Source organism: Arcicella sp. GW821-FHT09D11 (genome assembly GCF_059416265.1).
On the sequence record NZ_JBWKOV010000001.1, the window covers coordinates 1,185,894 to 1,200,214 of the forward strand.

The 14,321-nt window shown below is 36.8% G+C and carries 10 protein-coding genes; 3 read left to right on the top strand and 7 right to left on the bottom strand.

What is annotated here, in order from left to right:
* The first annotated feature begins 122 nt into the window (after positions 1 to 122).
* Positions 123 to 710, top strand: coding sequence for an RNA polymerase sigma factor (locus AC07N0_RS05020; RefSeq protein ID WP_492801116.1), 588 nt, complete (start codon positions 123 to 125; stop codon positions 708 to 710).
* Positions 711 to 739: 29 nt separating this feature from the next.
* Entirely contained in the window at positions 740 to 1,216 is a 477-nt protein-coding gene (locus AC07N0_RS05025) for a hypothetical protein (RefSeq protein ID WP_494588337.1), read from the top strand.
* 142 nt (positions 1,217 to 1,358) lie between these two features.
* Here AC07N0_RS05025 and AC07N0_RS05030 read toward each other — a convergent pair whose 3' ends face one another.
* Positions 1,359 to 2,807 (bottom strand): rubredoxin, encoded by a 1,449-nt coding sequence (locus AC07N0_RS05030; protein ID WP_494588338.1) that lies wholly within the window; start codon positions 2,805 to 2,807, stop codon positions 1,359 to 1,361.
* Between the two features lie 457 nt (positions 2,808 to 3,264).
* Between AC07N0_RS05030 and AC07N0_RS05035 the strand changes: the two genes are divergently transcribed.
* Complete coding sequence (locus AC07N0_RS05035) at positions 3,265 to 3,663, top strand: hypothetical protein (protein ID WP_492801119.1); 399 nt, start codon at positions 3,265 to 3,267, stop codon at positions 3,661 to 3,663.
* Between the two features lie 102 nt (positions 3,664 to 3,765).
* Here AC07N0_RS05035 and AC07N0_RS05040 read toward each other — a convergent pair whose 3' ends face one another.
* From AC07N0_RS05040 to AC07N0_RS05065, 6 genes are all read right to left on the bottom strand, one after another.
* Positions 3,766 to 7,395, bottom strand: a complete 3,630-nt coding sequence (locus AC07N0_RS05040; RefSeq protein ID WP_494588339.1) for a molybdopterin-dependent oxidoreductase — start codon at positions 7,393 to 7,395, stop codon at positions 3,766 to 3,768.
* Positions 7,396 to 7,871: 476 nt separating this feature from the next.
* Positions 7,872 to 8,729: an ABC transporter ATP-binding protein gene (locus AC07N0_RS05045; RefSeq protein WP_492801121.1), complete on the bottom strand. Its 858-nt coding sequence runs from the start codon at positions 8,727 to 8,729 to the stop codon at positions 7,872 to 7,874.
* Between the two features lie 52 nt (positions 8,730 to 8,781).
* The gene (ntrB, locus tag AC07N0_RS05050) at positions 8,782 to 9,570 is read right to left on the bottom strand and encodes a nitrate ABC transporter permease (RefSeq protein WP_494588340.1); all 789 of its coding nucleotides are present in this window, start codon (positions 9,568 to 9,570) and stop codon (positions 8,782 to 8,784) included.
* Positions 9,571 to 9,643: 73 nt separating this feature from the next.
* Positions 9,644 to 10,852 (bottom strand): CmpA/NrtA family ABC transporter substrate-binding protein, encoded by a 1,209-nt coding sequence (locus AC07N0_RS05055; RefSeq protein ID WP_492801122.1) that lies wholly within the window; start codon positions 10,850 to 10,852, stop codon positions 9,644 to 9,646.
* A gap of 244 nt (positions 10,853 to 11,096) precedes the next feature.
* Positions 11,097 to 12,716: an alginate export family protein gene (locus AC07N0_RS05060; protein WP_494588341.1), complete on the bottom strand. Its 1,620-nt coding sequence runs from the start codon at positions 12,714 to 12,716 to the stop codon at positions 11,097 to 11,099.
* A 235-nt stretch (positions 12,717 to 12,951) separates the two neighbouring features.
* Positions 12,952 to 14,247 carry an MFS transporter gene (locus AC07N0_RS05065; RefSeq protein WP_492801124.1) on the bottom strand — a complete coding sequence of 432 codons (1,296 nt, stop codon included), beginning with the start codon at positions 14,245 to 14,247 and terminating at the stop codon, positions 12,952 to 12,954.
* Positions 14,248 to 14,321 lie beyond the last annotated feature (74 nt).

Here is a 14,321-nt window from a genome sequence, read left to right on the forward strand (position 1 = left end):
AAATGTTTTTTTGTTTTTTCGTGAATTTTTAAATCTTGCCGATATGATGTAATAAAATTGATTTAGGTTACAGGTATTTTAAAAAAATAAAAAAAGTTATCTTAGTGTAACCTTTTTAGCGGATGTGGCATCCTATCAATGTGAAAATCAAAGAAACAGATAATTCAATCATTCAGCGCATTTTGTCAGGTGACAAGTCGGGCTATAGAGAGCTCGCCAATCGTCATAAAGACTATGCCTTTACGGTTGCCTACAAAATTGTAGGTACACGTGAGGATGCGGAAGAGGTTGCTCAAGATGCTTTCATTCAGGCTTTTCATGCGTTACCTAATTTTAATCAGGAGGCAAAGTTTACTACTTGGTTTTACAGGATTGTATTTAATGCAGCGTTGATGTTTAAGCGAAAGAAAAACATTGTAGCGGAAGACATTACTTTATCTGAAGCTGCCCAAGAGGCTACCGCTGATACGAGTAATGATTTAAAAACGAATGAGCAGAAAAAGTACATTCAACAGGCCTTGAACCAGCTTTCGCCCGATGATGTTACGATGATAACGCTCTTTTATTTGAAGGAACAATCTTTGGAAGAAATAGCTCAAATCGTCGGAATTTCAGCAGAAACAGTGAAAGTAAAACTTTGTAGAGCCCGAAAACGACTAGGAGAAGAAATGAAAAGGATTTTAGGAAATGAAGTAAGAACATTAATCTAAGTTTGAAAGATTTTCAAACGAACAACAATATGAAAGAGGAAGAGATTTTTGATATTCTTGATGGCTTGGCTTCTGAGGAAACAATTATTCGCCATCAAGCTTTACTGATAAACGACGAGGCATATCGCTCGCTTTTTCAGGAATATGCCGATACCCATGCTTTGCTGGAAGCAATGCCTATGGAAAAAACTGCTGTTAATTTTACAGATAGGTTAATTGACCAATGGGAGTTGTCGCAAGCACTAGTATTGGAAAGAAAGCCAAGTAGACTACCTTTTTACTTTTTAATTGGTGCAGGTATTATCTTGATTGCATCTTTGCTTGTTGTGTTCTCTATGAGTAACTTATCAACAGTACAAGTGGATTTGAATCCTACGTTGTCAATATTGAGAAATAAACTATTTATTAATAGCTTATTGACTATCAACTCGATATTAATTTTAAAGTTTCTTGATAAGAAATTCTTGAAGCCTTATTTTGAAAAAAAATATCATGTTAGCTTGTAAATTGAGGTATTAAACTCTCTTCCTATTAGCAGGTGAATTAATTCACCTGCTAATAGAAAAAATAGAAATTAACACTCTTAATTATTACTAGGGAGGGACTTAAGTGCCTCCCTAGTGATAATTAAGAGTGTTTTAATATAGCTTATACCAATAACTTATCCGCTTTCACAGCCTCAAATTCACTCTTTTCGCTTTCGCACATTGAACAACAATATTTGTCTGGTAAATCAGCAAATTTTATCCCTACTCCAATACCATTTACGGAATCGCCAAAACGACTGTCATATATGGTAAAACAGGTTTTACATTGAAATATCTCTACTTCTGCTTCTTTATTTGCTATTGCCTTTTTCACAACAGTAGCATCTATTTTATGGACTGCATAAAAACGCTTCGATAAGCGTTGTAACATTTCGGGAACGTGTGCTTTGTTTACCCCCTTTTCAAACAATGTCAAGGCACGCGTATTAGGATTAAAATCTACGGTATGATAAATATCAAACACGCTAGAAAGTCCTGCAAAAATCTTTCGTTTTTTGATAACTACCGACCCAAACACTTCTGATTTAGAACGTGTTTGAATGGCGAAGCTCAAACCAAAAGTACGTACATCTTCATCATCAAATTCGCGAATGATGGCTTTTTTCAAGGACAGCCCTTCAGGTGACAAATCTTCTACTTGCCAGTTCAACTCATTTGCTGCATGACGAACGTTGATGCCATATTTTCCTAGTAATTTATCCCAAAGATTACGGTGTTTGTTCTCAATTGCTTTGATGATTAATGACTTCCAAGGGGTTGTACAAATCTGCCCAACTTTTGTTTCAAGACATAAGTCACAAATTTCTATGAGAAAGTCAAGCGGGAATGTTTCATTCCTACGATAAATGCCCAACCATGTTTTTTCACCGTAGCGATTGAAGCCCTCATAATAGGGTAGAGAGAATTTGGGTAATATCAGTTCTTCACGAATGACTTGTGAAATAATTTCTCCCTTGGCAATTACTTTTTCATACACTTCGTTTTCGTCCATTTCGCCTGCTTCTAGGATTACTTCCTCTATTCGCTGACAAACTTTGGGAATTTCTAAGGTATAAATCAATATCGGAAAGCAAAAAACTTTGTTCGATTGCTTAAAACGCACGTATAAATACCAGAAGTTTTGAATAGGAGAGGCGATGAAATTTAAATTGCCTGTAAAAAATGGCGTGAACGACTGCTGGGAATCAGAAATATTGATTTTTAGCTGTGGTTCGTAATCAAATCCATCAAAAATATCTTTATAAATGCCTTCTGATATCCACTGCCCCGTTGGGAATACTTCTTCTGCACAATACGAAGAAATAATATTAGGTTTTTTATCTGAATCCTCTTCAAAAGCAATATTAGTTTCGTCCAATTTTTTCTTAAATTCTACTATACCACTTCCACGAACGATTTCAGACTTGACATACATCAGTAATTGTTGTCTTGCTCCGAAGCTTACTTCTCTAACTCCCGCAGTTTTAGCTGCTAAAAGAATACTTTGTAAAGTGCCTGGCGATACGATTCCACCAGTTAGATTTATTTTAAGTAATGAGTAATCTTTCATGATTGATATTTTTTAAAAAATAAATCAAATATATAAATATTTAGCACAACATCATAGTTATTTATACTTAATATACTGAAAATCAAAGCTGTATTATAAGTAAAAACTTCGTATAACTATTTTTATATTTTATATAAATACGTTTTTTAAAATTGTATTATTTCTATAAATATGATTTTTTTTAGAGGAACTTTCTTGAAAAAGTGAAAAAAGTTATCATTCTATGATTGAGTTATCAAATTCCTTTTATAAGTTTACATCGTCAAACGAATGACACGAATAAAATTCTAAGAGCTGAGTTGAAAATTAAATTCAATTTCATTTTCATAACAAAAGCATCTTTTATTGAGTGACGTCCAGATAGAAAATACTTTTCGATACTGAAAATAAATCTTAGAAAAATACAAATTATCCTTTTAATAACTTTCATCATTAATAACAATTAAATAATAAAGTCATGAACAAGAACACAGTTAAAGCATTTATCGTAGCAGTTACTATGGTTTGCTTATCAAACGTAAATACATTTGCTTCAAATTTTGACGAGTCTGCTAGCCTAGTAAAAAGCAAAATCGCTCAAGTAAATAACTCATTAAGCTTCAACGTTTGGGTTGATAACGTAGCTAGCAAAAAAGTAGTAGTAGTAGTTACTGATGCTGACAAAAACGAAATTCACCGTGAATATGTTGATACTAAAGGTGGTAAATTCGCAAAAACTTTCGATTTCTCTAGCTTAGCTGACGGTAAATATACTATCGAAGTAATTAGCCAAAATGTTAATGTTGTTGAATCAAAATCTTTTGAGATCAAAACAAACCTTATCACAAACCGTGACGTAGTTGTAGCTATCCGTTAATCTTAAAACATTAACGACTATGGCAAAACAGCATTTTAACCTCTGTACAATGAATTTAGGGAAGTATGTCTAGCGATATCTTCCCTATTTTTATGTCCAATATTATGCTTCTGCCAATACTTCCTTTAATGCATTTTCCAAAATTGCTCTTACTTCGGGTCTACAACTTCCGCAACCCATTCCTGCTCCTGTTTGTGAACATAAGGCTGTAAAATCTTTACATCCACCAGCAATCGTATTTTTCAAATTGCCTTCGCCTACACTATTGCAAGAACAAACTAACTTACCCATTACTGGGTCTGCTTTTTTGCCACTTCTCAATAATTCCAAACGCTTATCAGATAGCTCTATTTCGTTAGCAATCAGCCCTTTGAATTCTAAAAATTCAGATTTGTCACCAATCAGAATTGCGCCTACCAATTTATCTTTGTGGATAATACATTTTTTGTAATATCGCTTGGCTTTGTCTATAAAAATAACTTCCTCATACTCAGACGACTTAGGCGTATCAATCATCCCTAATGAACATAACTGAACCCCTTGAATCTTCATGATATTCATTGAAAGCGAGCCTTTGTAATAACTTGCATAGTCGCCTGCAATGTATTTGGCAATCACATCGGCTTGTTGCTCGGCAGCGGCAGTAATACCCCACATTTGTCCACGCCACTGCGCAATTTCACCAGCAGCAAAAATACTTTCGTCAGAAGTCTGTAGGTAATCGTTTACAACAACGCCACGATTTACTTCAATGCCTGCGGCACGGGCAATCTCAACATTGGGCGAAGTACCAATGGCAAATACTGCCACTTGGGCATCAATTTTTCTACCTGATTTTAATCTTACACCTTCAAATTTCTCGGTACCATACAATGCAGATACTTCGTCATTGAAATAGATATCTATTCCCAAATTTAGGATTTCTGACGTTAATAACTCAGACCCTAATTGATCTAACTGTCTATCCATAAAACGGCTTGTACGCTGTACAATCGTCACTTTTATATTCATTTCACGCAACGATGCTGCTAGCTCAAGCCCCAACAAACCTCCGCCAACTATTAAAGCGTGGGGATTGTCTTGTTTTAAAAATGGCATTAAACTATCCGCATCTATTCTAGAACGCATATTGAATATTCCGGGAATCCTCGGAATCGACGGTGGCATGAATGCTCGTGAACCCATACCTAGAATCAGGCGGTCATAAGTATGTTCATTTCCTTCTGAATCTACGATTACCTTATTCTTGCGGTCGATATTGACTACTTCAATGCCTTTATGAACATGAATGTTTGATTCAACAAACTGGTCTTCACGCAATTTTACCAATTGAGACCAGTCTTGAGCGCCCGAAATATAATCTGGCAACATTACTCTATTATAAAAAGGATATATTTCTTTCGAGAAAACATGGATTTCATCCGTCTGATTCAATTCGCGATACGACTTTATAAAGCCCAAGCCTGCTGAACCTGCACCAATAATGATAATTTTTTCATGCGGTTTTACATAAGCACGCACCTCAACAGCGGTAAATTTAAAATCAGGTTCTTTAGACCTCGGGTCATAAAGGCTATTGGTCAAATTATTGGTTCGCCCAAAATCATTACCTAAAATTTTGCCAAAGTGCATGGGCATAAAACATACTCCCTGCTTTATATCTGTGGTGATTTTTGCTTTTACTTGTGCTTTTCCTCTACGTCCAACTATCTCAACAATTTGATTATCAATAATCTCTCTCGCTAGTGCATCCTCAGGGTGTATTTCCAGATAAGGCTGTGAAATGTGCTGATTTAGTTTATTTACTTTCCCTGTTTTGGTCATGGTATGCCATTGGTCACGAATACGGCCCGTAGTCATAATCAAAGGGAAATCTTCGTTGATACTTTCAGAATGGTTTTCATCTGGCACCGCATGAATTTTTGCTTTTTGATTTAAGGTGTAGAACTTGCCGTCTGTAAACAAGCGTTTTGTTCCTCGAGCATCAACATTAGGATTATCAAAATTTGAGCTTAGGGTTTTTGGTAAAGCCACAACATCCTTTGGAAAGTCTGCTGTTTCTTCGTTTGTCTCAAACCTATTTTTTCCTGATAGTTGACTCGATGGATAAGGCCACTGAACGCTTCGATTTTCTTTTAAAATCTCGTAATTAAGCCCCGAAATATCAATGTTTGTTCCTTTGGTTGAACGACAATGCTCGTCATAAACATCGGAAAGGGAAGTGTAATTAAAGGCGTCGCCAAAGCCCATTTTTTTAGCGAAAAGATTAATAATTTCTGTATCTGCCATTGCCTCGCCTGGTGCATCCACCATCTTAGGCAAATAAGTAATGCGTCTTTCAGAGTTGGTCATTGTCCCTTCTTTTTCTAACCAAGCTGCCGCAGGCAATACTACATCGGCATATTTTAAGGTATCCGAACGACTAGAAATATCTTGAACAACCACAAATTTGGCTTTTTCTAAAGCCTTTTCAACCAACGTAACGTCGGGCATACTTACTAACGGGTTCGTACATACGACCCATATTGCTTTCATTTTGCCCTCTGCCAAGGCATCAAACATTTCTGTAGCAGTAAAGCCAGGTTTATCAGAGATTTTTGTTCCACCCCAAAATGCTTGTACTTCATCGCGATGAGTAGAATTTAATAAATCGCGGTGTGCAGGTAGCATATTTGCTAAACCGCCTACTTCACGCCCACCCATGGCATTGGGCTGACCTGTTAATGAAAAAGGACCATTGCCTTCTTTTCCAATTTTACCTGTAATTAAATGTAAATCTATTAAGGAGAGGTTTTTATTCACCCCCACAACAGACTGGTTCAAGCCCATTGTCCACATCGACAAAAAGCCTTTGGCTTCATGAATATATTGTGCTGCTAATTCGATTTCTTCAATAGCAACACCACAAATTTCAGCCGCTTCTTCCAACGTCCTTTGCATTACCTGTGTTTGGTATGCCTCAAAGCCATCAGTATTGTTCGTAATAAAATCTAGGTCAATCCAATTTTTTTCAATCAATACTCTTCCAATGGCATTGGTCAACGTAATATCTGTTCCGGGCTGAAGTTGTAAATGCAAATCTGCCTGAGCAGCTGTTTGCGTACGTCTTGGGTCAACCACAATTATTTTCACTTCAGGATTCGCCAGTTTATGAGCCTCGACCCTACGCCAGATAATGGGATGGCACCAAGCAGGATTAGCCCCCGTCACGAAAAAACAGTCTGCCAATTCAATATCATCATAACAAACAGGTACGGAGTCTTCACCCAAAGTAAGTTTATAACCTACCACTGCCGACGACATACACAAACGAGAATTGGTATCAATATTATTAGAACCAATAAACCCTTTGATAAGCTTATTGATTACGTAGTATTCTTCGGTAAGACATTGTCCAGAAACATAAAAACCGACAGAGTCGGGACCATATTTTTGGATAAAAGTTTTAAAAATAGCAGCAGTACGGTCTAAGGCAGTATCCCACGAAACTCTTTGCAATGGCATATTTCTATTAAACCTCATTTCTGGATAAAGCAATCTATCCGACTTATCCATTACGGTATAATGTAAATTCATCCCTTTTGAACACAGCATTCCTTTGCTTGAAGGATGGTCTTTGTCTCCTTCAAGGTTCAGCCTACCATTGCCCAAATCAGTTACTTCAACGCCGCATCCAACCCCGCAGTAAGAACAGGTAGATTTATACTTTTTAAGATTCGATTTACTGCTCATTGCTTCTGATGATTTACAATATTTACTTTAATTTTCAATTTTTTCGTCCCTCAAATAATCCTACTTATAAGGTTCTTAACATCCTATAAGTAAGTATTTTAGTCTCAACATTATTGATATAGTTAAATTTTTAATTTTTATAGTTATATTTTTACCTTTTAATATTAATCTAAAAAACTTTGTTTCGGCATCTCAAACATTTTTTCCTAATCAATCATGAATAAAAAGCACTCATTGAAAAGTGAAATGATTTTTATTCTTTTTTATTTGCGAAAATGGCTTATGTTACTTAGATTTGTCTAACGCTAATGAAAAAAGGCTAAACAAATTTGCCTGTGAAAAGGCAATTTTGGAATTCTTAATTAATCATATAATTTGATTGTATTAATACTTAACCATTCCAAAATCTTATCACCTTCACTCCTCCGCCAAGGACTAGGGACAAATCCCGAAGCTAAAACTTCGGGATTTTTTATTTAATCCTCTATAGAAAATTTATCAAACAATAAGCTCAATAACTCATCATGTACTCTGATATATTCAGGGTCATGAGTGATGTCTTTTTTGTTACGGGGTCTTTGCAAATTGATATCTACAATTTTTTTAATCGTAGCGGCTGGTCCATTGTTCATTACCACTACTTTGTCGGCTAAGAAAATAGCTTCTTCAATATCGTGCGTAACCATGACAATGGTTTTGTTACGATTATCCAAATTCCAAAGTTTCAATAATTCAATGTGCATTGAACCCTTAGTCAAGGCATCTAACGCTCCGAAGGGTTCATCTAACAAAAGGATACTTGGGTTGATAGCAAAAGCACGAGCAATGGCTACGCGTTGTTTCATACCGCCTGATAACTGACCTGGTAATTTATCCTTATGTGGTGTTAAATTCACCATTTGGATAAAGTGATCAACTATTTCGTGTTTCTCTTTCGAGTTTTTATCTTTAAAAACAGAGTCTACAGCTTCATAAATGTTTTTGTAAACCGACATCCACGGAAGCAATGAATAGTTTTGAAAAACAATTCCTCTATCTGGCCCAGGACCTTTTACAATATTACCATTAGCAATTACTTCACCAGATGATGGTGTTACCATGCCCGAAATAGTATTCATTAAGGTTGATTTCCCACACCCTGAGTGACCAATTAAGGCTACTATTTCTCCTCTTTTTACGGTTAAACTGATGTCTTTTACAGCTGTAAAAGTACCTTTGGCTCCTTTGAAGGCTACTGTTACGTTTTTGATGTCGATAGCAGTCTCACGGTTACTTATTTTATGGAAGTCGTTGGCTGAATCAGCTAACTGACTTGGATTTACGATGTTAGTCATGATAGAATAATGATTTTGACGTTAGAATGAATATTCAAAATGCAATGTCTGATTACTTTTTGTCCCAAGAGAAAGCATTTTGCAATCCATTGAAAGCTTTGTCAAATAATAACCCGACCGTTCCGATAATCAGAATTGCTACCAGAATCTTTTCTAAAGAAAGTCCATTCCAACTATCCCATACAAAAAACCCAATTCCTACACCACCCGAAAGCATTTCGCCCGCTACAATCACTACCCAAGCAATCCCGATGGACAAACGCAAACCTGTAATGATATGAGGAATGGCAAAAGGCAACATTATCTTGGTCAAGTATTTCCATTTAGAAAAACCAAAGGCTTTGCCTACATTTTTATGGTCGTCTGGAATACTTGATACTCCAAAAGCAGTATTAATAACCGTTGGCCATAAAGAAGTAATGGCAATGATAAAAATGGTAGCGCCATCTGAAGCTTTGAAGGCTAATAAACCTAATGGAAACCAAGCCAAAGGCGACACTGGACGAAGGATTTGAACAATTGGGTTCAATAATTTCATCCCAATTTTTGTTGAGCCCATCAATAAACCCATTGGAATAGCAATTAAACTTCCCAATGCAAAACCCGTTGATACTCTTCCTAAAGAGCTTAACAACTGAATGCCTATTCCCTTATCGTTAGGGCCATAATCATAAAAAGGATCTACAATAAGTTCTTTAAAAACGACCCATGTAGAGGCTGGACTAGGAATTTCGGCCTTGGTAATCACTGAAATAAGATGCCATATACCTAATAGGATGGTCATACTTGCCAAAAAATAAAGAGTATTGATGGCTATATCTTTGATAGAAATTGATTTCATGATTTTGGTATCTGTTATCACTTATCGGTCAACTATCTATAAATGTTAGTCAACCGATAAGTGCTGACAAACTTTATTTTTTTGTTGCTTTTAAGTAATCGTCAATATTAGCTGGGTCGAAAACAACATCATACGTAGTTTTGAAAGGCTTCATATCTACCTGAACAGGCACGCTCATTTCTTTGGCTACTTCTGCAAACAAATCATCAAGAATCAATTTTTCAGCAATGGCTTTATAATTAGGTTCGGCTTTTAAATATCCAAAGCGAACATATTGCGCTAAAAACCACATGGCGTGAGACTTATGAGGCGTGTTTACAACACCATTGTTATAAAACGTCATGTAATCTCCTTTGTATTTCTGCACGCCTAACTCACACCCTAAATCGCTTGAACCTAACAAACGTGCTTCAATTACTTGTAACGGAGCATTTACATAATAAGGTTTCGTTAACCAGCTAGCGGCTTTTTTACGATTGCCCATATTATCCAACCATTTGCAGGCTTCCAGAATGGCTTTCATTACTTTTTTCAAATCTTCTTTTTCTTCAGCAGCAAATTTTGCATTAACTACCAATGCCTTTTCAGGGTGATGTTGCCAAATATCTTGTGAAGCAATGTGTGTAAAACCAACGTTCTGAGCCGCCGCAACACCATTCCATGGTTCGCCAACACTAAAGCCCTCCATGTTATCTACACGCATATTAGCAACCATTTGTGGCGGTGGAATCGTGATAATCCCTACCGATTTTTGATTTACACCAGCGGCTGCTAACCAGTTTCTCAACCAAATGTCATGTGTTCCTCCTGGAAAAGTCATGGCGAAGGTTACTTCTTTTCTAGTCTTAACGTCTTTGATAGCTGCCGCTACTTTGTTCATTTCTTTGTAACCTACTAAGCCACAAAAATCTTTAGAAAGCGTAATGGCCTGACCGTTATTATTCAACACCATGGCGATTTTCATTTCTGACCCTGCTTTTCCACCGATGCCTGTATAGACAGAAAGTGGCATCGAGAACAAACAGTGTGCACCGTCCAATTCACCATTCAATACTTTATCACGAATATTAGCCCAAGAGGCTTCTTTTGAAAGTTCTACATCAACGCCATATTTAGCAAACAGCCCTAATTCTTTGGCTGCTACAAGTGGCGCACAGTCGGTAAGTGGAATAAATCCTAACTTAATTTTTCTCGCTGGTGGATTCACCCCTGAAGCTGAAACAGCTACAGAAAGTACCATTAAACACAGTACGGTGATTGATTTTTTTAACAGAGTTTTCATGTTTTTTTGTTTTTATGTAAGACTACTCCTCGTTTCGACCCCCATCGAAGCAAGAAGGGATGTTATATTATTGAGTGATTTAGCGATTTAGTGAATGAGTAATGAATTGTGAGTTGTGATTAAAATATTGTCATGTAGTCTTTTAATCAAAAATGACATCATTTAGATATAAAATGCTTAATAGCAACATAAGTATCTATTTTTAATAATCACTAATTCACTCAATCACTAACTAAACCACTAATTATTTTATCGCTACTGGTTTAGTATAAAAGAAATCTGGACGGATATTAATCATGGCATAAAACCATGTTCCAGTTTTGTTAAAACTGGCTGCTGCAACATCGGTAGTAGCTTGTCCTTTAGCAAATGGCATATTGGCGGTTGCCATCATCACAGAATAGCCTAATTCAAGATTAGTAAACTTGTTCATATTGTAATTCAATGTGAAATCTATTTCGTTACCTAAATCTGTCCCTACCAATGTCCCATCGGCCTTTGTCGTTGCTTTGTTTAGAGCAAATGTGTGAAAATCCGCTCCTAATGTTAAAACATTCGTCGTGTATTTTGCTTTAAAATATCCATTATTCAAACCTCCAGCAGGCGAATTAGTACCTACATAAAAGTAATCCATGTATCCCCAGTGTTTGTGTGGTGTTCCGTATAATGGGTCGAAACGATTATTTTTTCCTGACGAGCCTTTATAGTTATTTGTCGCACTTGATCCATCATTGCCCGAAAGCACATCATATCCTAACGTAAAGGCCCATCTACTTTTTTGATAAGTGGCTGCCAACGTATAGTGATAAGCATCCATGTCATTTCCTTCGCGGTCTTTACCTGTTTGTCCGTAGTAGGCTCCTTGTAAAGCGATTTTTCCGAAACCAGAAGCATTACCAATGGTATGATTAATCATCAAACCATAAGTTGTACGGCTGCGTGACTGGCTATAATCGAATACATCGCTAGCACCTGACGAAACAAACCTTCTACCATACACATATCCTGTTGAGGCACTCCCTACAGAATCTAAGCGATAAGCACTGAAATCGTCTTGAAAGAATAAACCTGAAAACTTCGTTTGGTTAAACTTACGACTGATGTAAACACTTTTGAAAGACTGATAGTCTTGCGAAGCTCCATTGGTTGATGGAGGGTTTACCCATGCCAAAGCACCACCTGTTTTTACTGAATTTGCTCCGATTCCGCCACCTACTGTCAAAGGAATTATTCCCGCTGGTGTTGGTACTAAAACCCCTGTCGATGTTCTTGTCGTAGCACTTAGATTAGCTGGTACATAGCCTGTTCCAGTTACACCAAAAGCATCAGAGTTTTGATTGTAAGCAAGACCAATATCAAATTGCCAGCCATGATGTACTCCTTTCAACAATACCATGTCGTGTCTACGACCTTGTTGTAACCAATCAAGGTTACCAATTAAACGAACATCATCATAAATCAATTCTTGGCGACCAATTTTGATGCTTAATAAATCAACTAATTTAAATTTAATGGTTGTATCGGCTTTGTTAGCTAAAGTTACTTCTGCCCAACCTTCATGAAGCATTAATTTCAAACCATCTCCATTAGAGATAGAAGAAGCATCTTGCCCCCAAACACGCACATCCTGAATAGCAGCACCAAACGTTACTCTATCCCATTTATAACCAAAGTTTAATCTTGTTCTTTGAGAAGTAAAAGCGGCCGATTTTGAATCATTCGCTACTAAATTTCCCAATCCATTACGTACTTCTGTACGTGTTCTCATTTGCCCTTGCAAAGTGAATTGTGCTTTTGCGACAAATTGGGTATAAACACCCAAAATTAAGACTAATGCAAGCTTAGAAATGTAAGATTTTTTCATACTTTTGTGATTGATTGTGAAAAATTTTAACAGAGTTTACGCAATTTCGCCCGAATCGAGACCCCCATCTCATTCGGGTTTTTCTTTAATTTTAAGTCGATAGCCCCCACCATCGACCCAAAATTGTACTCATTTTAGAATGGTTAATTAATACAATATTTCAAAAAACGTTTCCTCAAAAATCTTGAGCGATAGTTTGCAAGCACGTACTGCTTGCAACATTAGTCTAAAGAGGTTAAGCTATTTCTAACTTTTGTTCTGTTACTGGTAAAGTCTTTTTCTCGAATTTAATAAGTGCTGTTAATCCCCCAATCACAGCTACACTTATGCCAATATAAATGAATGCTTCTGCATACGTAATGGTCTCTGATTTGAATAAAAACCCTGCTAATACACCGCCTAAATTTCCACCTGCACCCACGATTCCTGCTACAGAACCTACATTTTTTGAATCTATAAAAGGTACAATAGCATAAGTTGCTCCGTTAGCCATTTTCAAAAACATGGCAAAACCTAACATCGCTATTACTGCAAAACCTATTGAGCCTGTCTGAGCAAAAAGCATAATTCCTAAACCTTCCATCACTAATAAGCCTGCTAATAACCAACCCTTGCCTTTCATGCCGTATACTTTCCCTACTTTATCAGCTACAATTCCACCAATGGCTCTGGCGAAAAGATTCATAAATCCGAATGCTCCTGCTAAAAGTCCTGCTGTTTTTAAATCGCACGAGAAGTTTTCTGTAAAATAAAGTGCTGCTACGTTATCAAATGTAATTTCGATACCAAAACAAGCACCGTATGCTAAAAACAAAATCCAAGTACGATAATCTGATGCTGCTGATGCGAAAGAACCTTTCTGAACGGCTTCTCTTTCAATATTAGCATAGTTGCCTGTAGGTGTATCCTGAGTAAATTTATAGTACACAAAAGACATGATTAGCAAAATCACTCCTGGAATAATCATGGCGAATCTCCAAGCATTGTGGTTAGCATAACCCGCTCCAACGAAAGCCGCAAACACTAATGGCATTACCATGTTAGTTACTCCTCCACCAAGGTTGCCCCAACCTCCAGCTACAGCGTTCGCCGTTCCTTTGATACTTGGAGCAAACATAGCAGAGGTATGATATTGCGTAATGACGAATGATGCTCCAATGACACTAATGGCTAACCTAAATAATAAAAATGATTCATAGCTATTTGCCAAGCCGATGGTCATTACTGGTATAGAGCCTATGGCTAACAACCATGTATAAGTAAGTCTTGGTCCTAAGGTGTCGCATAAGCGGCCGATAATTAAACGTGCAAAAATAGTGGCAGAAACTGAAGCAATAATGATGTTCCCGATTTGACCTTTGGTTAACCCTAAATCGTCTTTTACGATTTTCATTAAGGGTGCGATACCAAACCAACCAAAGAAACAGAAAAAGAAAGTAAGCCAAGTAATGTGAAAAGTTTGCATTTGAATGCCTTTGAAAGAAAATACATTCAACGCATCAAGCGGTTTGTTTGTACTGATATTTTTCATAACCTTTTTTTAAAGCAGAGAAATTATCTTCTTAAAAATTTCTCCGATTTGTAAAATCTATCGCCCCCACGATA